Consider the following 21,659-nt stretch of genomic DNA (forward strand, 5'->3'; position numbering starts at 1 on the left):
GGGTAGCCGTAGCCGGGCTGGGGCGCCTGCGGGGGCTGGCCGTAGGGGCCCGGCTGGCCGTACGGCCCGGGCTGCGGCTGCTGCCCGGGCTGCTGGGGCTGCCCGTACGGGCCCGGCTGGTTGTGACTCATCTCTGGGTTCCCCTCCAGATGCTTATGTGTTCCTCACATCCTGGCCCAGGCCAAGTCGGCACAGGCCATCGGGGGCCCCACCGTTACAGAACAAACGCGTTTCGGGACACGCCCGGGACACCCCTAAACTGACCCCGTGACCGAGAACGCTCAGCAGCAGCCCACAGCGCCCAGCACCGAACTGCCGACCCAGTACGCGCCGGCCGAGGTAGAGGGGGCGCTGTACGAGCGCTGGGTGGAGAAGGGTTACTTCACCGCCGACGCCAAGAGCGACAAGCCTCCGTACACCATCGTCATCCCGCCGCCGAACGTCACCGGCAGCCTGCACCTGGGCCACGCCTTCCAGCACACGCTCATGGACGCCCTCACCCGCCGCAAGCGCATGCAGGGCTACGAGGCGCTGTGGCTGCCGGGGATGGACCACGCCGGCATCGCCACCCAGAACAAGGTCGAGCAGCAGCTCGCCGAGGAGGGCAAGTCCCGACACGACCTGGGGCGCGAGGAGTTCGTCGAGCGCGTCTGGCAGTGGAAGGAGGAGTACGGCGGCCGGATCCTCGGCCAGATGCGCCGCCTCGGTGACGGCGTCGACTGGAGCCGTGAGCGCTTCACGATGGACGAGGGCCTGTCCAAGGCCGTCCTCACCATCTTCAAGCGGCTCTACGAGGACGAGCTGATCTACCGCGCCGAGCGCATCATCAACTGGTGCCCGCGCTGTCTGACGGCCATCTCCGACATCGAGGTGGAATACCAGGAGGACGCGGGCGAGTTGGTCTCGATCCGCTACGGCGAGGGCGAGGACAGCGTCGTCGTCGCGACCACGCGCGCGGAGACGATGCTCGGTGACACCGCCGTCGCCGTCCACCCCGACGACGAGCGCTACCAGCACCTCATCGGCAGGCAGATCAAGCTCCCGCTGACCGACCGCACCATCCCGGTCGTCGCCGACACCCACGTCGACCCCGAGTTCGGCACCGGCGCGGTCAAGGTGACCCCGGCCCACGACCCGAACGACTTCGAGATCGGCCGTCGCCACGACCTGCCGTCCCTGACGATCATGGACGAGCACGGCATCATCACGGTCCACGGGCCCTTCATCGGCCTGGACCGCTACGAGGCCCGCTCGGCCGTCGTCGGCGCCCTCAAGGAGCAGGGCCGCATCGTCGCCGAGAAGCGCCCGTACATGCACTCCGTCGGCCACTGCTCGCGCTGCAAGACCACCGTCGAGCCGCGCCTGTCCCTGCAGTGGTGGGTCAAGGTCGGCCCGCTCGCCCAGGCCGCCGGCGACGCGGTCCGCGACGGCCGCGTCAAGATCCACCCCGAGGACATGTCGAAGCGCTACTTCGACTGGGTCGACAACATGCACGACTGGTGCATCTCGCGCCAGCTGTGGTGGGGCCACCGCATCCCGATCTGGTACGGCCCCGACGGCGAGGTCGTCTGCGTCGGCCCCGACGAGGAGCCGCCCACCGGCGAGGGCTGGACCCAGGACGCCGACGTCCTGGACACCTGGTTCTCCTCCGGCCTGTGGCCCTTCTCCACGCTCGGCTGGCCCGAACAGACCGAGGACCTGCGGAAGTTCTACCCGACCGACGTCCTGCTCACCGGCCACGACATCATCTTCTTCTGGGTCGCCCGGATGATGATGTTCGGCCTGTACGCCATGGACGGCCAGGTCCCCTTCCACACCATCGCGCTGACCGGCCTGGTCCGCGACGAGTTCGGCAAGAAGATGTCGAAGTCGAACCCCAACGCCGTCGACCCGCTGGTCTGGATGGACGCCTACGGCTCCGACGCCGTCCGCTTCACCCTCGCCAACGGCGCCAACCCGGGCGCGGACGTGCCGATCGGCGAGGACTGGGTCAAGGCCTCCCGGAACTTCACCAACAAGATCTGGAACGCCACCCGCTTCGCCCTGATGAACGGCGCCACCATCGAGGGCCCGCTCCCGGACGCCTCCGAGATGTCGGCGACGGACCGCTGGATCCTCTCCCGCCTCAACACCACGGTCGCCCAGGTCGACGCGTACTACGACGACTACCAGTTCGCGAAGCTCGCCGACGCCCTCTACCACTTCGCGTGGGACGAGGTCTTCGACTGGTACGTCGAGCTGTCGAAGACGACGTTCTTCGCGGGCGGCGAGCAGGCGAAGGTCTCCGGCCGGGTCCTCGGCGAGGTCCTGGACGTGATGCTGCGCCTGCTCCACCCGGTCATCCCGTTCGTCACGGACACCCTGTGGACCACCCTGACCGGCGGCGAGTCCCTCGTCATCGGCGAGTGGCCGGCCGACAGCGGCTTCCGCGACAGGGCCGCCGAGCAGGAGATCGAGCTGGTCCAGCGGGTCGTCACCGAGGTCCGCCGGTTCCGCAAGGACCAGGGCCTCAAGGACGGCCAGAAGGTCCCGGCCCGCCTGGAGCTGGGCGGCACCGCCCTCGCCCCGCACGAGGCCGCCATCCGCCAGCTGCTGCGCCTCCAGCCCGAGGGCGAGACCTTCGCGGCCACGGCGACCCTGCCGGTCGCCGGTGCCACGGTCGCGCTCGACCTCTCCGGCACGATCGACGTGGCGGCGGAGCGCAAGCGCCTCGCGAAGGACCTGGCGGCGGCCGAGAAGGAGAAGGCCCAGGCGACCGCCAAGCTCGGCAACGAGGCGTTCCTCGCCAAGGCCCCGGACAACGTGGTGGACAAGATCCGCGGCCGCCTGGCCAAGGCGGACGAGGACATCAAGAGGATCCAGGAGCAACTGGACAGGCTTCCGCAAGCCTGACCCACCCAGGGGGCGCGGGGAACTGCGCGACAAGCCACGGACTCCCCGCGCCCGCCAGTCAGGACCGGCCACCCCTCTCCTCACGCGCAGCCCTAAACTGGCCGTGTGAGTGAGACCGACCCCTTCGACGAGATCGTCGCCGCCGAGACCGACCGCGACCCCGACCTCGCGGTCATCGAGGCCGGCAGCCGCACCCTGCGCACCCAGGGCGGCCCGCCGGAGGCCGACGTGCCCGCGCGCCCCGAGGACCCCGAGGTCGACAAGGCTCTGCGGGAGGTCGAGGCGGAGCTCGCCACCCGCTGGGGCGAGACCAAGCTGGAGCCGAGCGTAGGCCGCATCGCCGCGCTGATGGACGTGCTGGGCGAGCCGCAGCGGTCGTACCCCTCGATCCACATCACGGGGACGAACGGCAAGACCTCCACCGCCCGCATGATCGAGGCCCTCCTCGGCGCCTTCGAACTGCGCACCGGCCGCTACACCAGCCCCCACGTGCAGTCGGTCACCGAGCGCATCAGCCTGGACGGCGCCCCGATCTCCGCCGAGCGGTTCATCGAGACGTACCAGGACATCAAGCCGTACATCGAGATGGTCGACGCCGCGCAGGAGTACCGGCTGTCGTTCTTCGAGGTGCTGACCGGCATGGCGTACGCCGCCTTCGCGGACGCGCCCGTCGACGTGGCCGTCGTCGAGGTCGGCATGGGCGGCTCCTGGGACGCGACCAACGTCATCGACGGCGATGTCGCGGTGGTCACCCCCATCGACCTCGACCACACCGACCGGCTCGGCGGGACCCCCGGCGAGATCGCGGTCGAGAAGGCCGGGATCATCAAGCAGGACGCGACGGTCGTCATGGCCCAGCAGCCGGTCGACGCGGCGCAGGTGCTGCTGAAGAAGGCCGTCGAGGTGGACGCGACCGTCGCGCGCGAGGGGCTGGAGTTCGGGGTCGTCTCCCGGCAGGTCGCCGTCGGCGGCCAGCTGCTCACCCTGCGCGGCCTCGGCGGCGAGTACGAAGAGGTGTACCTGCCGCTGCACGGCCCGTACCAGGCGCACAACGCGGCAGTGGCGCTCGCCGCCGTGGAGGCGTTCTTCGGGGTCGGCGCCCAGCGCCCGGACCCCCTGGACATCGACACCGTCCGCAAGGCCTTCGCCTCCGTCTCCTCCCCGGGCCGCCTCGAAGTCGTACGGCGTTCCCCGACCGTCGTCCTGGACGCCGCCCACAACCCGGCGGGCGCCCGCGCCACCGCCGAGGCGGTCGGCGAGGCCTTCGACTTCAGCCGGCTCATCGGTGTGGTGGGCGCGAGCGGCGACAAGAACGTGCGAGGGCTCCTGGAGGCCTTCGAGCCGATCTTCGCCGAGGTCGTGATCACCCAGAACTCCAGCCACCGCGCGATGGACGCCGACGAGCTCGCCGCGATCGCCGTCGAGGTGTTCGGCGAGGAGCGGGTCCAGGTCGAGCCGCGGCTGCCGGACGCCCTGGAGGAGGCGATCACGCTGGCCGAGGAGGACGGCGAGTTCGCGGGCGGCGGTGTACTCGTCACCGGCTCGGTCATCACGGTCGGCGAGGCCCGGCTGCTGCTGGGAAGGGGCTGAGTCCCCGCCATGCGTACGCTCTGTGCATCGACCCTGATCGGTGAGTTCTTCGTCGTCGGCTTCGCCGCGCTGGTCGCGATGAAGGACCCCGACCTCGCCGGCTCCACGGTGTGGACGGTCAGCGGCATCGCCATGTTCCTGTGTCTCGCGCTGTGCGGGATGGTGACCCGGCCCGGCGGCATCGCCCTCGGCTGGGCGCTCCAGATCGCGCTCATCGCCTCCGGCTTCGTCGTGCCGACCATGTTCTTCATGGGTGCCGTCTTCGCGGCCCTGTGGTGGGCCTCCGTGCACTACGGCCGGAAGATCGACGAGGCGAAGGCGAGATTCGCCGCGCAGGGAGAGCGGGCCGCGCAGTCCGGCCCGACTACACCTGACGCTGTGTGACCGGCGAGCCGACACGCCCTGTAATCTCGTCCCACCGCACACGTCAGCAGGTAAGGAGCCCCTAGTGAGCCAGCGCACCCTCGTCCTCCTCAAGCCCGACGCCGTCCGTCGTGGCCTGACCGGCGAGATCATCAGCCGTATCGAGCGCAAGGCCGGCTGGCAGATCACCGCGCTGGAGCTGCGCACCCTGGACCAGGACACGCTGGAGCAGCACTACGGCGAGCACAAGGGCAAGCCCTTCTACGAGCCGCTGGTGGAGTTCATGGCCTCCGGTCCGGTCGTCGCGCTGATCGTCGAGGGCGAGCGGGTCATCGAGGGAGTACGCCAACTGGCGGGTCCCACCGACCCGATCGCCGCCGCGCCCGGCTCCATCCGGGGGGACTTCGGTGTCGTCGTCCGCGAGAACCTGATCCACGCCTCCGACTCCCAGGAGTCCGCCGAGCGCGAGGTGAAGATCTTCTTCCCCGGCCGCGCATAGGCCCGACGCGCAGGTCCCGTGCGTAGGTTTCGTGGCAATTTCTGAGGGCGCGTCAGTTCGCACTCCCGCCTGACCTGGGACGGCCGTACTTTTTCGGCCGTCCCTCGGCATATGCGTGCCGATCGGGGGAACGAGTGGCCCTTATGGACCGTCTCCACAAGCGAGGCGGCGTTTGATCTGCTGACAATGGCGAAGACCCTCGCGCAGTGTTCGTGCAGGCGCGTCTACGATGGAAGCCTTCACGTCACAGCACCCACTTCGCCGACCTGAAATGCCCTCAAAAGCTCCCAGGAAGGCCAGACGAATCCTGATGGGGAACTCAATGTCGTTCATCGGCCGTGACATGGCTGTCGACCTCGGGACCGCCAACACGCTGGTGTACGTCAGGGGTCGCGGGATCGTACTCAACGAGCCGTCCGTCGTCGCGATCAACACGAACACCGGTGGAATTCTGGCAGTCGGTGCCGAGGCCAAGAAGATGATCGGGCGGACCCCCGGCAACATCGTTGCCGTGCGGCCGCTGAAGGACGGCGTGATCGCCGACTTCGAGATCACCGAGCGGATGCTGCGCTACTTCATCCTGAAGATCCACAAGCGGCGGTATCTCGCGAGGCCGCGCGTCGTCGTGTGTGTCCCCTCGGGCATCACCGGCGTCGAGCGCCGTGCCGTCATCGAGGCGTCGTCCCAGGCCGGCGCCCGCCAGGTGCACATCATCGAGGAGCCCATGGCGGCCGCCATCGGCTCCGGCCTGCCGGTCCACGAGGCCACGGGCAACATGGTGGTGGACATCGGCGGCGGCACCACGGAGGTCGCGGTCATCTCGCTCGGCGGCATCGTCACCGCCCAGTCCATCCGCGTCGCGGGTGACGAGCTGGACAACGCGATCATCCAGCACATCAAGAAGGAGTACTCCCTCCTCCTGGGTGAGCGGACGGCCGAACAGATCAAGATCACGATCGGTTCGGCGTACGACCTCGACGCTGACGAACACACCGAAATCCGCGGCCGGGACCTCGTCTCCGGGCTGCCCAAGACCGTCGTCATCTCGGCCGCCGAGGTCCGCAAGGCGATCGAGGAGCCCGTCAACGCCATCGTCGACGCGGTCAAGACGACCCTCGACAAGTGCCCGCCGGAACTCTCCGGCGACATCATGGACCGCGGCATCGTCCTCACCGGCGGCGGCGCCCTGCTGCGCGGGCTCGACGAGCGGCTTCGCCGGGAGACCGGCATGCCGATCCACATCGCCGAGGACCCGCTGGACAGCGTGGCGCTCGGCTCCGGGAAGTGCGTCGAGGAATTCGAGGCGCTCCAGCAGGTTCTGGACGCCCAGCCGCGCAGATGACGTAACTCTTCGATTCCGCCGTACGAGACGATCTCCTCTCGTGCGGCGGATCGTTGATATCGAGGCATAAGCTCCCACAAACGCAACTCCAATGAGAAGGGCACGGCCGCCGCACGTGAGGGACACACGAGAGAGCCGGCTGCTCCTGGTGCTGCTGATCGCCGTCGCGTTCGCGCTGATCACGGTGGACATCCGCGGCGGGGAGGACTCGCCGGTCGACGGTGCCCGCCAAGGCGCGGCCGCCGTGTTCGGCCCCATCGAGAACGGCGTGTCCGCCGCGGTGGACCCCGTCGGCAACGCCGTCTCCGCCATCCGCGACTCCGGCGAGCGGCACGACCGGCTCGCCGCGCTGGAGAAGGAGAACGCCGCCCTCAAGGCGAAACTCGGCAGCGACGACCGCAACACCAGCCGCCTCAAGCAGCTCGACAAGATGCTGAAGATCGCCGGCGAGGGCCAGTACGGCATCAAGGGCGCCCAGGTCATCGCCATAGGAGCGGCCCAGGGCTTCTCCTGGACCATCACCGTGGACGTCGGCGCCAACGACGGCATCCGGCGCGACATGACCGTCCTCAACGGCGACGGACTGGTCGGCCGCGTCACCACCGTCGGCCCCCACACCGCCACCGTGCTCCTCGCCAATGACCCCGACTTCACCGTCGGCACCCGCATGGAGGCCGGCGACGAGCTCGGCTTCGCCTCCGGACAGGGCGACCGCCCGCTGCGCGTCGAACTCCTCAACGGCAAGGCCGAGGTGAAGAAGGGCGACCGCCTGGTGACCTTCGGCTCCCAGGCCGACAAGCCGTTCGTGCCCGGCGTCCCGGTCGGCGTGGTCTCCCGCGTCGACCCCTCCGGCGGCGACCTCACCCGCACCCTCTACGTCACGCCGTACGTCAGCTTCACCAAGCTCGACATCGTCGGCATCGTCGTCGAGGCCCCGAAGAAGGACCCGCGCGACACGGTGCTGCCCGCCAAACCGAAACCGACGCCCACGCCGACCGTGACGGTCACCGTCACCCCGTCCGCCAATGCGCCGGCCGGCGGCGAGATCCAGCAAGAGCAGTAGGAGCTGTAGTCATGCGCGTCAACCGGATCCTGCTGTCCTCCGCCCTGATCGTGGTCGCCCTGGTGCTCCAGGTGAGCGTCCTCGCCCGCCTCCACCTCCCGGGCGCCGTCCCCGACCTGCTGCTCCTGACCGTCCTCGGCCTGGCCCTCGTCTACGGCCATGTCGGCGGCGCCCTCGTCGGCTTCGCCGCCGGCCTGCTCGCCGACCTCGCTCCGCCCGCCGACCACGCCGCCGGCCGCTACGCCCTGGTCCTGTGCGTCATCGGCTACCTCGCCGGCCTCGCCAAGCCGGAGAACGGCAGACTCAAGTCGGCCACCGGCCCCATGGTCGTCGTGGTCGCCGCCGCCATCGGCACCACCCTGCTGTACGCCGGTGTCGGCGCCCTCGTCGGCGACACCGCCGCCCGTCATGTGGGCCTCGGCAGCCTGCTGTTCACCGCCGCCCTGTACGACCTGCTGCTCGCCCCGTTCGTCGTCCCCGGCATCATGGCGCTCGCCCGCCGGGCCGAGAACGACCCGCTCGCCGAGACCAACTCCGCGGCCAAGTCGGCGGACATCTCCTCGGGCTGGCTCTCCTCGGGCACGGGCCTGAAGATCGGCGGCCAGCGGGGCGGCCTCGGCAGCCTGAAGACCAAGGCGCGCACCCGTACCGCGCGCGTGGGCCGCATCAAGGGGGTCAAGCGGCTGTGACCCCACGGGAGCCGGCGGACCGCGCTCACAGGTTCGCCGTATATGACACGTACACACACTGAGAGGGGGCGGCAGCCGCAGTGACCAACATCCCCGAGACCGGACGGACCCCACGGGTCCAGATCCGGCTCGTCGTCATCCAGATCCTCGTGCTGTCCCTCCTCGGCACCCTCGGCGGCCGCCTCTGGTACCTCCAGATCCGCGAGGGCGACGCGTACGCCAAGGAAGCCTCCGGGAACCACGTCCAGCAGGTCGTCGAGCCCGCCGTGCGCGGCTCCATCCTGGACGCCCGCGGAGTGGCGCTGGCGGACAACGAGACCCGGCTGGTGGTCTCCGCCTCCCGCACCGACCTGCTGAAGATGAAGGACGACGGCAAGGCCGTCCTGACCAAGCTGGCCAAGGTCCTCGGCATGTCCGCCAAGGACGTCATGCTCAAGGTCCGGCTCTGCGACGCGAAGACCCCCCAGCCCTGCTGGAACGGCTCGCCCTACCAGCCCATCCCCATCACCGACGAGGCCACCCCCAAGCAGGCCCTGCAGATCCGCGAGCGTGCCGAGGACTTCCCCGGCATCACCGCCGAGCCCGAGGCCGTGCGCCGCTACGCGGCCCCCGGCAAGTCCAACGCCGCCCAGGTCCTCGGCTACCTCTCCCCGGTCACCGACGACGAGATCACCAAGGCCCAGGACACCGACTCGCCCTATCTGCGCTCCGACCAGGTCGGCCGCTCGGGCCTGGAGCGCGAGTACGACAAGGCGCTGCGCGGCAAGGCGGGCGTGACCCGCTACGAGGTCGACAACCTCGGCCGTGTCATCGGCCAGGCCGAGGCGGACGAGGCCCAGCCCGGTGCCAACCTCGTCACCAGCATCGACGCCCGCGTCCAGCGCGTCGCGGAGTTCGAACTGAACGACGCGATGAAGGAAGCCCGCAAGCAGTTCGACGACAACACCGGCGAGAACTACAAGGCCGACTCGGGCGCCGTCATCGTCATGGAGGCCAAGACCGGCCGCATCGTCGCGATGGCCTCCAACCCCACCTACGACCCGAACGCCTGGGTGGGCGGCATCTCCGCCAAGGACTACGCGAAGCTCACCGGCAAGAAGTCCAACTACCCCCTCCTGAACAGGGCCATACAGGGTCAGTCCGCGCCCGGCTCCACCTTCAAGGTGATCTCCACGGCCGCCGCCGTGGAGGCCGGCTACGACTTCGACGGCCGCTACCCGTGCACGAGTTCGTACTCCGTCGGCGGCCAGGTCTTCAAGAACTTCGAGTCGGAGAACTTCGGCCCCATCAACCTCGGCCGCGCGCTGGAGGTCTCCTGCGACACCGTCTTCTACGGCCTCGCCCACCGGGAGTGGCAGCGCGACGGCGGGATCAACCCGAAGAAGGGCGAGCCCAAGGACTACTTCTTCAAGGCCGCGCACCAGTTCGGCCTCGGCAAGGAGACCGGCATCGACCTGCCCAACGAGGTCACCGGCCGCGTCCCCGACCGCCAGTGGAAGCAGTCGTACTGGAACGCCAACAAGGACGGCTGGTGCAAGACCGGCAAGAAGGACGGCAGTTACGTCGAGAAGATCGCGTACGAGAACTGTCTCGAAGGCAACAAGATGCGCGCCGGTGACGAGATCAACTACTCCATCGGCCAGGGCGACACCCTCGTCACCCCGATCCAGATGGCCACGATCTACGCGGCGATCTCCAACGGCGGCACCCTGTACAACCCGACGGTCGGCAAGGCCGTCGTCAGCGCCGACGGCAAGAAGGTCGACGAGATCAAGCCCACCTCGCACGGCAAGCTGCCCATAAGCCGGACCACGCTCAGCAAGATGGACGAGGCCCTCGCGGGCGTCGCCACCCGCGGTACCGCCGCCTGGCGCTTCGCCCAGGTCGGCTGGCCGCAGGACAAGATCCCGATGCACGCCAAGACCGGTACCGCCGAGGTCTACGGCAAGCAGACGACGTCCTGGTTCGCCACGTACACCAAGGACTACTCGATCGTCATGACGATCTCCCAGGGTGGTACGGGCTCCGGCGCCTCGGGCCCCGCCGTCCGCAACATCTACGACGCGCTCTACGGCGTCTCCGACGACGGCACCATCGACAAGAAGAACGCACTGCTGCCGACCCCCGAGAAGAGCCTGCCGAAGGTCCGGACGGACGGGACCATCAAGTCCCCGAAGATCGCCAAGGACCCGGCCAAGGACCAGCGGGCGAGCCAGCAGGGCGCGCCCGAGCCGGACGAGACACAGCAGGGCGCGACCGTGAACACGTCGACCGGCGGGAACCGTGACACCCGCAGGCGACGCCGCAGCAGGGGGAGCCGGAGGATGCTCACATGACCGGCGCCAACAGCTTCCAGGTCTCCGGGTACGGCCCCGCGCGCGCGGGCTGGACCCGACTGCTGGCCCGCGACTCGCTCGCCCGCCGCCTCGACTGGCCGATACTGTTCGCGGCCCTCGCCCTGTCCATGATCGGCTCGCTCCTGGTCTTCTCGGCCACCCGCAACCGCACCGAGATCAACCAGGGCGACCCGTACTACTTCCTGATCCGGCACATCATGAACACCGGCATCGGGTTCGCCCTGATGATCGGCGTGGTGTGGGTCGGCCACCGCACCCTGCGCACCGCCGTACCCCTGCTGTACGGCGCCTCGGTCTTCCTGATCCTGCTGGTGCTCACCCCCCTGGGCTCCACGGTCAACGGCGCCCACTCCTGGATCGTGCTCGGCGGCGGTTTCTCCCTCCAGCCTTCGGAGTTCGTGAAGATCACGATCATCCTCGGCATGGCGATGCTGCTCGCCGCCCGGGTCGACGCCGGCGACAAGCCCTACCCCGACCACCGCACGGTGCTCCAGGCGCTGGGCCTCGCCGCCGTACCCATGCTGATCGTGATGCTCATGCCCGACCTCGGGTCGGTCATGGTCATGGTCATCATCGTGCTCGGGGTGCTGCTCGCCTCCGGCGCCTCCAACCGGTGGGTCTTCGGCCTGCTCGGCGCGGGCACGGCCGGCGCGCTCGCGGTGTGGCAGCTCGGCGTGCTGGACGAGTACCAGATCGCCCGCTTCGCCGCCTTCGCCAACCCGAGCCTCGACCCGGCCGGCGTCGGCTACAACACCAACCAGGCCCGGATCGCCATCGGCTCGGGCGGGCTCACGGGCGCCGGTCTCTTCCACGGCTCGCAGACCACCGGTCAGTTCGTCCCCGAACAGCAGACCGACTTCGTCTTCACCGTCGCCGGTGAGGAACTGGGCTTCGTCGGCGCTGGCCTGATCATCATCCTGCTCGGGGTCGTCCTGTGGCGGGCCTGCCGGATCGCCCGCGAGACGACCGAGCTCTACGGCACGATCGTGGCCGCCGGCATCGTCGCCTGGTTCGCGTTCCAGTCCTTCGAGAACATCGGCATGACCCTCGGGATCATGCCGGTCACCGGCCTGCCACTGCCGTTCGTGTCGTACGGCGGATCCTCGATGTTCTCGGTATGGGTGGCGGCGGGCCTGTTGCAGTCGATCAGGGTGCAACGGCCGATGTCGGCCTAGCCGTGGTGCCCCGGGTGGCCGTGGCCCCCTGCCGGAACCCGGGACCGGCCACTAGATTCGAATCATGGCGGACACAAAGCGGGAGATCGAACGCAAATACGAGTCCGACGACAGCGGCCTGCCGGACCTGACCGGAGTCGCCGGGGTCGAGGCCGTCGTCGACAAGGGCGTCGCACACCTCGACGCCACCTACTACGACACACCTGACGAACGCCTCGTCGCGTCCTCGGTCACCCTGCGCCGCCGCACGGGTGGATCGGACGCGGGCTGGCACCTCAAACTCCCCGTCTCCGAGGGCGTGCGCGACGAGATCCGCGCACCCCTGACCGACACCCTCCCCGACGAACTCGCCGCCCTGGTCCGCTCCCGCGTCCGGGACGTCCAGCTGGTGCCCGTGGTCCGGCTGCGCTCCGACCGCGACGTACGCCACCTCCTGGACGCGGACGGCCGGCTGCTCGCCGAGGTCAGCGTGGACGCCGTGCACGCCGAGCGGCTCAGCGGCGGCGTCGGCGACGCCCAGTGGACCGAGATCGAGGTGGAACTCGCCGACGGCGGCGACCGGACCTTCCTCGACAAGGTGGAGAAGCGGCTGCGCAAGGCGGGCGTACGGCCCTCCACGTCTACCTCGAAGCTGGCCCGGGCCCTCGCGGAGACCGCGCCGAAGAAGAAGCGCCCGGGCACCGGGGACCCGGTGACGGCCGGCGACCACGTCCTCGCGTACGCCCGCGCCCAGCGGGACGCGATCGTCGCGCTCGACCCCGCCGTCCGCCAGGACGCCGAGGACTCCGTGCACAGCATGCGCGTCGCCACCCGCCGGCTGCGCAGCACCTTCAAGTCGTACGGCAAGGTCCTCGACCGGGCCGTCACCGACCCGATCGGCGACGAGCTGAAGTGGCTGGCCGCCGAACTGGGCGTGGACCGGGACCGCGAGGTGCTCGCCGAGCGTCTGTCGCAAGCCCTGGACGAGGTGCCCGCGACGCTGGTCTCCGGGCCCGTGGCCGACCGCATCAGGACCTGGTCGGGCGACAGCCCGGGCGGGGCCAGCGCACGCCTGATCGGGGTCCTGGACTCCCGGCGCCACCTCGCCCTCCTCGACGCCCTGGACGCGCTGCTCGCCGACCCGCCGCTGCTGAAGGCGGCCGGGAAGAAGCCGCACAAGGTGATCGCCAAGGCCGTGCGCAAGGACTTCCGCAAGGTCGCCGGGCTCGTCGGACGGGCCCTGGAACTGGAGCCCGGCACCGACCGGGACGTCGCGATCCACGAGGCCCGCAAGAAGACCAAGCGCACCCGCTACGCGGCCGAGGCAGCCCGCCCCGCCCTCGGCGATCCGGCCAAGACCATCGTCAAGTCCATGAAGGCGCTCCAGAACCTGCTGGGCGAGCACCAGGACGGCGTGATGGCCCGCCGGACCCTGCGTGAACTGTCCGCGGTCGCCCACGCGGCGGGGGAGAGCGCTTTCACGTACGGGCTGCTGTACGGGCGGGAGGAGCAGCGGGCGGCGGCGGTGGAGGCGGAGCTGCCCGGGGTCTGGGATGACATCAAGGGCGAGGCGGACGCCCTGTGATCCTGCCGGCGTACGGGGGCCGGCCGCGACCGCGTTAGGCTGGGTGGTCACCCCTGTCCGTCCATGGAAGTGCGAGATGTCAGCCGAAACCGCCGCGTCGGTGTTCCCGCAGCTCGAAGCTCTGCTCCCGCATGTGCAGAAGCCGATCCAGTACGTCGGCGGTGAGCTCAACTCCACCGTCAAGCCGTGGGAGTCCTGCGACGTCCGCTGGGCGCTCATGTACCCGGACGCGTACGAGGTCGGTCTGCCCAACCAGGGCGTCATGATCCTCTACGAGGTCCTGAACGAGCAGGAGGGCGTCCTCGCCGAGCGCACCTACAGCGTGTGGCCGGACCTGGAGGCGCTGATGCGGGAGCACCGGGTCCCGCAGTTCACGGTGGACAGCCACCGCCCGGTGGGCGCCTTCGACGTGTTCGGCCTGTCCTTCTCCACGGAGCTGGGCTACACCAACATGCTGACCGCCCTGGACCTGGCGGGCATCCCGCTGGAGTCGAAGGACCGGGGCCTGGACGACCCGATCGTGCTGGCCGGCGGCCATGCGGCCTTCAACCCCGAGCCGATCGCGGACTTCATCGACGCGGCCATCATCGGCGACGGCGAGCAGGCCGTGCTCGACATGACGAAGATCATCCGCGAGTGGAAGGCGGAGGGACGGCCGGGCGGCCGCGAAGAGGTCCTCTTCCGCCTGGCTCGCACGGGTGGGGTGTACATCCCGGCGTTCTACGACGTCGAGTACCTCCCCGACGGCCGCATCGCCCGCGTGGTCCCCAACAAGTCCGGTGTCCCGTGGCGGGTGTCGAAGCACACCGTCATGGACCTGGACGAGTGGCCCTACCCCAAGCAGCCCCTGGTCCCCCTGGCCGAGACGGTCCACGAGCGCATGTCGGTCGAGATCTTCCGCGGCTGCACCCGGGGCTGCCGCTTCTGCCAGGCCGGCATGATCACCCGCCCGGTCCGCGAGCGCTCCATCACGGGCATCGGCGACATGGTGGAGAAGGGCCTGAAGGCGACGGGCTTCGAGGAGGTCGGTCTGCTCTCCCTGTCCTCGGCGGACCACTCGGAGATCGGCGACATCGCGAAGGGCCTGGCGGACCGGTACGAGGAGGACAAGATCGGTCTGTCCCTCCCCTCCACCCGCGTGGACGCCTTCAACGTCGACCTGGCGAACGAACTGACCAGGAACGGCCGCAGGTCCGGCCTGACCTTCGCCCCCGAGGGCGGCTCCGAGCGCATGCGCAAGGTCATCAACAAGATGGTCTCCGAGGACGACCTCATCCGCACGGTCTCCACGGCGTACGGCAACGGCTGGCGCCAGGTGAAGCTGTACTTCATGTGCGGCCTGCCCACGGAGACGGACGAGGACGTCCTCCAGATCGCCGACATGGCCACCAGGGTGATCGCCGAGGGCCGCAAGGTCTCCGGCCAGAACGACATCCGCTGCACGGTCTCCATCGGCGGCTTCGTCCCCAAGCCCCACACGCCCTTCCAGTGGGCCCCGCAGCTCTCCGCGGAGGAGACGGACGCGCGCCTGCAGAAGCTGCGCGACAAGATCCGCGGCGACAAGAAGTACGGCCGCTCGATCGGCTTCCGCTACCACGACGGCAAGCCCGGCATCGTGGAGGGCCTCCTCTCCCGCGGCGACCGCCGTATCGGTGCCGTCATCCGCGCGGTCTACGAGGACGGCGGCCGCTTCGACGGCTGGCGCGAGCACTTCTCCTACGACCGCTGGATGGCCTGCGCCGACAAGACGCTGCCCGCGTTCGGCGTGGACGTCGACTGGTACACGACCCGCGAGAAGACGTACGAGGAGGTCCTCCCCTGGGACCACCTGGACTCCGGCCTCGACAAGGACTGGCTCTGGGAGGACTGGCAGGACGCCCTCGACGAGACGGAGGTCGAGGACTGCCGGTGGACACCCTGCTTCGACTGCGGGGTGTGCCCGCAGATGGATACTTGGCCACAAGTAAGCAACAGCGGCAAGAAGTTGCTGCCCTTGACGGTCAAGAAGGACGCTCCTACCAGCGGGCACACGCACTGACGTGAGTGAGGCGTTGCGGCGGATCGCTGACGCCTTGGCGGACAGTAGCGAGGAAGACAGAGCAGCCGTACTCAACGCGCTCGGCGCTCAGGGGAAGCGGCAGAGGCCCGTGCATGATGCGCCGAGAACGCCTTTGCCACCTCCTGGAGGCTCTTCGGGGATCCATTCCGAGGTGGAGTGGGTCTGAGGGGCTGAGGGCTGTGAGGCGGTCGTCTACGACTGCTTGCGCTGCGGTACAGTCGGCCGCCCGTCGGAACGCCGCCTCACTGCACGGCGGTCGTCCTGGAGTCTCGTTTCGGCCATACCATCAGCTCGCCGCATGATTTGTCATGCCCGTAGCCGCGATTACAGGCATGGCGACTTCGGGGGCAAGGAGCAGTTGGCTCGGTGGCTTGGGGCAGTGGTGGAGCGTCATCGACGCCGCTCTTCTGATCGCCGCATGGATCAACAGGGCCGCGGGAACTGTGGTCGTCGCGACCCTGTCGGGGCTGGTGCTGATCTGGTGCTTCTTCCAAGCGCCAGTTACATGCGGGGCCTCTGTCAGGGGAAGGGAAGACGGTTGCCGTAACAACGCAACGGGTCTTCTCATGGGCTGCCACATCCGCCAACATCGCTGGCAGAAGCTGAAGATGCTGATCCTCCGCCGCCAAGTACGCGAGTTCTGCTCCGGTCTCTTCTCGGACGGGAAAGCCACGCTGGTCACACTGGCCGCGCTCGGCAGCTTCCTCTCTGGGCTCGTGGCCTTCATCCCGGGCCTGGTTCTCGGCTGACCTTCGCATGGACTCGGCGCCACAAGCAGGATTCGAGGAATTGTCAAGAACTGTGGATGGGGTCTCATCCTGGCTGTCTGTAGCATCAGCGCGTGCCGGAGATATGGATCGGTCTCGACGTTGCTGCCCGGCGTAGGAACTGGTGGTGGACCGGGTTCTTGACGCTGCTGTTTGCGGGCATGGCAGTGGCGACGGAGTCGACGGCCACGACGGGCCGCTGGTGGTGGGCTGGCGTCGTCGGCGTCCTTTGGCTGGCCTCGCTCTTCTATATGGTCAACCGCGGATATGGCCTAACGCTCCTCGCGCCTGACCGGATGCAGTTCTCCACACTCGTTAGCCGACGAGCGATCCCGTGGAGTGGGATCACCAGCATTGAGCCGCGCAGTCACCAGACACGCGGCGGGTCCTGGTGGGAGGTGCGCGTGTATCGGGCGCGAGGACGATCGCTTGCGATCCCGGGGGGCTTCACTAGCCGTCGCGGCGATGAGGTCTTCGAAGGCAACCTGGCCGTGGTCCGCGAGTACTGGGCCCGTGCGACAACCTCGGATTAAGTCCCTTGACACGCATGCTGGTTGAGGACGCTCAGCGACTTGCACCTCGGGACGCTCGACGAGATGGCCGTGTTCGAAGCGGGCGCCGGCGCGGACGAGGGTGACGAGGTGGGGTGCGTTCACGGCTCGCCACCGCTGCTGGGCGGACTCGATGAGCTTGAAAACCATGGCGAGCGCGGCGACCGCACTGCCAGCACCTTTGGTCACCTTCGTCCGCAGGCGGACGGTGGCGAAGGTCGACTCGATCGGGTTTGTCGTGCGCAGATGAATCCAGTGCTCGGTCGGGAAGTCGTAGAACGCCAGCAACTCCTCGATGTCGTCGGTGATCTTCTTCACCGCCTTGGGCCACTTCGCGCCGTAGGCATGCTCGAAGACGGTGACCGCCTTGAGCGCGTGCTCGCGGTCCTCGGCGTTGTAGATGTCCTGCATGGCCTTGCGGGCACCTGGCTGGGCCGACTTCGGCAGGGCATTGACCACATCGGCTGTTTTGTGAACCCAGCACCTCTGGTGCCGGGCTTCTGGGAAGACCTCGGCCAAGGCCTTCCAGAAGCCGAGCGCGCCGTCACCGACCGCGAGCGCGGGCGCGCGCATGCCGCGGCGGGCGCAGTCACGCAGCAGGTCGGCCCAGGACTCAGCGGACTCGCGGTAGCCGTCGGCCATCGCGATCAGCTCCTTGGTGCCGTCCGCGCGCACGCCCATCAGCACCAGGACGCAGGACTTCGCCTCGGCAAGGCGAATACGCAGGTGGATGCCGTCGGCCCAGACGTAGACGTAGTCGGATCCGGCCAGGTCGCGCTCGCCGAATGCCTTGTGGTCGACCTGCCACGGGGTGGTGAGGCGGGTGACCGTGGCCGGTGAGAGACCGGGCGAGCTGCCCAGGAACTGCTCCAGCGCGGGCGCGAAGTCGCCGGAGGACAGGCCGTGCAGGTAGAGCAGCGGCAACACCTCGCTGATCTTCGGGGACTTGCGGCACCACGGTGGCAGGATCTCCGAGGAGAACCGCTTGCGCTCCCCGGTGGTCTCGTCGGTGCGCTTGTCGTTCACCCGCGGGGCCTTCACCTCCACCGCCCCGGCGGCCGTGGTCACCGACCGGGGCTTGTGATAGCCGTTGCGCACCACCAGACGACGGCCCTGGTCGTCCCGCTGATCAGCCAACTCGGCTATGTAGGCATTGACTTCGGCTTCCAGCGCGGCGGCGAGCATCCGCCGGGCGCCGTCGCGGACGATCTCGTCGATCAGGGAGCCGTTCGGGGTGCTGCCGTCGGCATTGACTACGCTGAGCACGGGCGTGCCTTCCCGACCCGCGCTGCGAACGCGGGCCTACTCGGTGACCATCACAGGATCAATCGGGAAGGTACGCCCTCCGCGTCCAAGCCGAGATTGATCCACAGGTCTTGAGCATTGCTCCTATCCGAACGAGAGGGGCGCGTGCCTGATCGAAAGCGAGATTGTGATCGTGGACGACGACGGCACAGAGGAACCGTTCGATCCTTCATCGTCGTTCGACTGAGCGGCGGCCGCCGTCCTCGACTTGCACTGCGTGTAACAGTGGCGTCTGGCTTGGTCTTGGACATCCCTGATGCGGGGGCTCGATCGCTACGCTTTGTGCGAGGCGTGAGCAAGGGCGGGAGGCAACGTGGCTACGCAGACCTTGGGCGGCAGGTACAGGCTCATCGAAGTGCTGGGCAGGGGCGCGATGGGCACCGTGTGGAAAGCGCATGATGAAAACCTCGACCGCGCCGTGGCTATCAAGACAATCACGAGTCTCGCTGAGGCGCCTGAAGCTTCTGCTCGTCTGCGTCGTGAGGCCCGATCCGCTGCGGGTTTGACCAATCAGCACATCGCCGCCGTGTATGACTACGGACGTGACACAGACGTGGACACGGACTACGTGGTCATGGAAATGATTGCTGGCTCGAACCTGCGCCAAGTCGTAAGCGAGAACGGATCACAGCCGCCGGAGACGGTTGCACGGTGGGGCGTCCAGATCTGCCAGGCGCTCGCTGAGGCCCACAGTAAAGGGGTTTACCACCGGGATCTCAAGCCTCATAACGTCATGCTCACGCCTGACGGCAACGTAAAGCTTGTTGACTTCGGTATTGCCGCGTACGCGGAGGCCGATGACTATACGCGTATTACCCTTTCGGGGGCGATGGTTGGAACTCCGGCATATATCTCGCCGGAACAAGCACAGGGCCAACGCATCGATCACCGTTCCGACCTCTACTCACTTGGCTGTGCGCTCTACGAACTGCTCACGGGGCGGGCTCCCTTCACAGGCCCACCGATGGCGGTTCTTCTCTCGCATGTGAAGACTGAGCCGATGCCTCCAAGTACACATCGGCCTGAGCTGAGTCTGGCGTGGGATGCCCTTGTTCTCGACCTTCTTGCCAAGACCCCTGAGGAGCGGCCTGCTAGCGCTACGAGTGTTAGTGTGCGTTTGAGGGCTTTGACGGTGTCTCAGTTTGCAATGGAGCCACCCACGGTGAACTCACTGCCTACCCGGCTCCTTGAAGTCCAACCCGTGAAACTGGATGCACCTCGGGAATCGATGAGTGCTCCGGACGGGCACGTGAAGGGGGTCGTGAAGTGGTTCAACTCTGAGAAAGGGTATGGCTTCCTCACGACGGATGGTGGTCCTGACGTGTTTGTTCACTACTCTGAGATCGACGTTGCGGGCTACCGCGACTTGGAGGAAGGGCAACAGGTAACCTTCCGCATCGAATCAGGCCCCAAAGGGCCCATGGCCGCGAGTGTTAGGCCGCTCGACTGACTGAGCTGGCACGGCCCTAAGCGGAAGCCGCGCCAGCTGATCGTTCTACAAGGCTTCCGCGAAGTCGTCCTCTCGGATCACGAGCCGTTCGCGTACGTCCTTTGGAATCAGGAGGCGGAGGTGCACCTTCGGGGCTCGCACCTTCGGCACCTTCGTGCGGGTGACCTCGCACCGAATGCCGACTCGGTACAGGTCTGCGGTCATGGCTTCCATGCCGCCTTCCTGCCAGTGCTCGCGGAAGGTCTTACCGCCGTGGACGTTGACCCATCGGTCCTTCGCTGTCTCGGGGTCGATGGCCTCCAACTCGCCGATGAGCTTGTCCAGCGTCGTCTCTGCCTGCTCCTTCGTGAACCGGGTCTTTGTATATCGGCCTCCGGGTTCAAGCTCCTTCATGTAGAGGGCGATGGACTCTTGAAGGCGCTTGATCTCGCGTCGGACCTCGGCGCCCTCGGCGTACTGGCGGACCTGGACCGGGAAGTCACCCAGGACTTTGAGCGCGTCTTCCACAAGGCGTTCGTAGACCTGCTGGGGGTTGGGTGCGCCGAGTCCGCCACTCTTGCAGTTGCGGCACCTCAGGTAGTGGTAGGTACCGAACTCGTTGTTCGTGATGTGCACGGTCATGTTTGTCTTGCAGTCGGCGCACAAGAGGACGCCGAGGAACTGAGTCGTTCCGCCGACACGGCGTGGAGGTTGGTTCTTCTTGCGTTTGTCGAGAGCGGCACCGAGAGTCTCGAATTCCTCGTCGGTGAAGATCGGGGGCGCAACCTTGATCGGCCTGCCATCCTTACCGAGGATCGGCTTCGAACGCCGTTGCCCTCCTTGACCGAGGATCGGCTTCGAACGCCGTTGCCCTCCTTGTTTGTCCTCCTCTACCCGGTATCCAAGAAGCGCAGGGTTCCGGAGCCGGCGGTGAAGCGTTGCCACAGTGAGCCCCTGGCTCATGAGGCCGGACCGCTTCAGGCAGCGCACCATGAACCGGGCGGAGCGCCCTCGAAGGGCCATGCGCCGAGCCCAGTGCAGTGCTTTGTGCGCTTCGGGGTCGATGACGAGAACGAGCTTCCCCGAGTCGTCCTAGTCGGTCACGTAGCCGTATGTCGGCTTGCCGATGATCCAGTCTTCCTGAGACTTCGCGTAGTCCCACAGGCTCGTGACCCGGGTGGAGGTGTTGGCCGCTTCGATCTCGGCAATGCCGCCGATGATCGTGACCATGATCTTCCCGGCCGTCGTCGTGAGATCAAGGCTGTCGTTCTTCGAGACGAGGTTCTTCCCGCGCCTCAGACTCCACTCGATCATCGTCGAGAGGTCGGAGAGACGACGCACGAAGCGGTCGAGCTTCCAAAACAGGATCTCGTCGAACTCGGGGGAGCGGTTGTTCAGCCAGTCCCCAAGTTCCTTCCTCTTCCATGGCGGCACCTTGGTGGCCGACACGTTCAGGTCTGAGGCGACGCCGACTACTCGGCAGCCCCGCTCCCTGGCAAGGATGCGGAGGTCAAGTTCCTGGCGTACCGGCGATGTCGTGTCATCCGTCAACACGGACAAGCGGACGGACAGGAGGGCCCGAGGTGCGTCCTCGGGTAACAGGGACTCGGCCCGCTTCAGCTCCTCTAACAGAGCTAGATCGGCCTCGGTCCACTCGGCTTCCACGTTGTACGTCGCTCGCTCTGCCGCGAGCCGTCGTTGTCCTCGTTTCCCCATGCTGACCAGCGTAGAGCTGGTTTTGAAAGTTGTTCCATACGTTCGCATATGGACACCCATATCCAGAACCGACCGGGAAGAAGTTGCTCCCGCTGACGGTCAAGAACGCGGGTCCGGCGCCGGCCGCGAGCGGTCACTCTCACTGAGGTGAGGGGGGCGATCGTTCGGGTGGTTGTGGTGGTTGGCGGGGGGCGAGCGAGGGTGCGGATCTGAGGCTCGTCAGCCGCGCACAGGGGCAGTACCGGCAGGCAGGGGCAAGGCGATGCATGGAGGAACGGGACGCCCAGGTTGCCGTCCT

At 67.9% G+C, this 21,659-nt stretch carries 13 protein-coding genes and 2 pseudogenes; 13 read left to right on the forward strand and 2 right to left on the reverse strand.

The window, feature by feature from the left end:
- Positions 1–267 precede the first annotated feature (267 nt).
- The 12 genes from EHS43_RS00005 (at position 268) to EHS43_RS47310 (ending at position 16,342) form a co-directional block, all read left to right on the forward strand.
- Entirely contained in the window at positions 268–2,892 is a 2,625-nt protein-coding gene (locus EHS43_RS00005) for a valine--tRNA ligase (protein WP_125188179.1), read from the forward strand.
- Between the two features lie 105 nt (positions 2,893–2,997).
- Positions 2,998–4,482: a folylpolyglutamate synthase/dihydrofolate synthase family protein gene (locus EHS43_RS00010; RefSeq protein ID WP_125188181.1), complete on the forward strand. Its 1,485-nt coding sequence runs from the start codon at positions 2,998–3,000 to the stop codon at positions 4,480–4,482.
- Between the two features lie 9 nt (positions 4,483–4,491).
- Positions 4,492–4,866, forward strand: a complete 375-nt coding sequence (locus tag EHS43_RS00015; RefSeq protein ID WP_125188183.1) for a DUF4233 domain-containing protein — start codon at positions 4,492–4,494, stop codon at positions 4,864–4,866.
- 64 nt (positions 4,867–4,930) lie between these two features.
- The gene (ndk, locus tag EHS43_RS00020; RefSeq protein ID WP_125188185.1) at positions 4,931–5,344 is read left to right on the forward strand and encodes a nucleoside-diphosphate kinase; all 414 of its coding nucleotides are present in this window, start codon (positions 4,931–4,933) and stop codon (positions 5,342–5,344) included.
- 322 nt (positions 5,345–5,666) lie between these two features.
- Positions 5,667–6,686, forward strand: coding sequence for a rod shape-determining protein (locus EHS43_RS00025; protein WP_004931372.1), 1,020 nt, complete (start codon positions 5,667–5,669; stop codon positions 6,684–6,686).
- 115 nt (positions 6,687–6,801) lie between these two features.
- On the forward strand, positions 6,802–7,749 hold the full coding sequence (gene mreC / locus EHS43_RS00030; protein ID WP_125188187.1) for a rod shape-determining protein MreC: 948 nt from the start codon (positions 6,802–6,804) through the stop codon (positions 7,747–7,749).
- Positions 7,750–7,760: 11 nt separating this feature from the next.
- Positions 7,761–8,438: a rod shape-determining protein MreD gene (gene mreD / locus EHS43_RS00035; protein ID WP_125188189.1), complete on the forward strand. Its 678-nt coding sequence runs from the start codon at positions 7,761–7,763 to the stop codon at positions 8,436–8,438.
- A gap of 80 nt (positions 8,439–8,518) precedes the next feature.
- Complete coding sequence (gene mrdA / locus EHS43_RS00040) at positions 8,519–10,774, forward strand: penicillin-binding protein 2 (protein WP_125188191.1); 2,256 nt, start codon at positions 8,519–8,521, stop codon at positions 10,772–10,774.
- Positions 10,771–11,970: a rod shape-determining protein RodA gene (gene rodA, locus EHS43_RS00045; RefSeq protein WP_125188193.1), complete on the forward strand. Its 1,200-nt coding sequence runs from the start codon at positions 10,771–10,773 to the stop codon at positions 11,968–11,970. Before mrdA ends, rodA begins: the two co-directional genes overlap by 4 nt.
- Positions 11,971–12,034: 64 nt before the next feature.
- Positions 12,035–13,534 (forward strand): CYTH and CHAD domain-containing protein, encoded by a 1,500-nt coding sequence (locus tag EHS43_RS00050; protein ID WP_125188195.1) that lies wholly within the window; start codon positions 12,035–12,037, stop codon positions 13,532–13,534.
- A gap of 76 nt (positions 13,535–13,610) precedes the next feature.
- Positions 13,611–15,572, forward strand: a complete 1,962-nt coding sequence (locus tag EHS43_RS00055) for a TIGR03960 family B12-binding radical SAM protein (RefSeq protein WP_125188197.1) — start codon at positions 13,611–13,613, stop codon at positions 15,570–15,572.
- 353 nt (positions 15,573–15,925) lie between these two features.
- Positions 15,926–16,342: a hypothetical protein gene (locus EHS43_RS47310; RefSeq protein WP_185806062.1), complete on the forward strand. Its 417-nt coding sequence runs from the start codon at positions 15,926–15,928 to the stop codon at positions 16,340–16,342.
- A gap of 599 nt (positions 16,343–16,941) precedes the next feature.
- Here the strand turns inward: EHS43_RS47310 and EHS43_RS00070 are convergent.
- A pseudogene (locus EHS43_RS00070) lies at positions 16,942–18,177 on the reverse strand (IS256 family transposase); the annotation flags it as partial.
- Between the two features lie 352 nt (positions 18,178–18,529).
- Here EHS43_RS00070 and EHS43_RS00075 point away from each other — a divergent pair.
- Positions 18,530–19,666: a protein kinase gene (locus tag EHS43_RS00075; protein ID WP_125188201.1), complete on the forward strand. Its 1,137-nt coding sequence runs from the start codon at positions 18,530–18,532 to the stop codon at positions 19,664–19,666.
- A gap of 45 nt (positions 19,667–19,711) precedes the next feature.
- Here the strand turns inward: EHS43_RS00075 and EHS43_RS00080 are convergent.
- Positions 19,712–21,310 (reverse strand): annotated as a pseudogene (locus EHS43_RS00080) (recombinase family protein).
- Positions 21,311–21,659: the final 349 nt, after the last annotated feature.

Origin of the sequence: Streptomyces sp. RP5T (genome assembly GCF_003933965.1) — a bacterium.
In the GTDB taxonomy this organism is placed as follows: domain Bacteria; phylum Actinomycetota; class Actinomycetes; order Streptomycetales; family Streptomycetaceae; genus Streptomyces.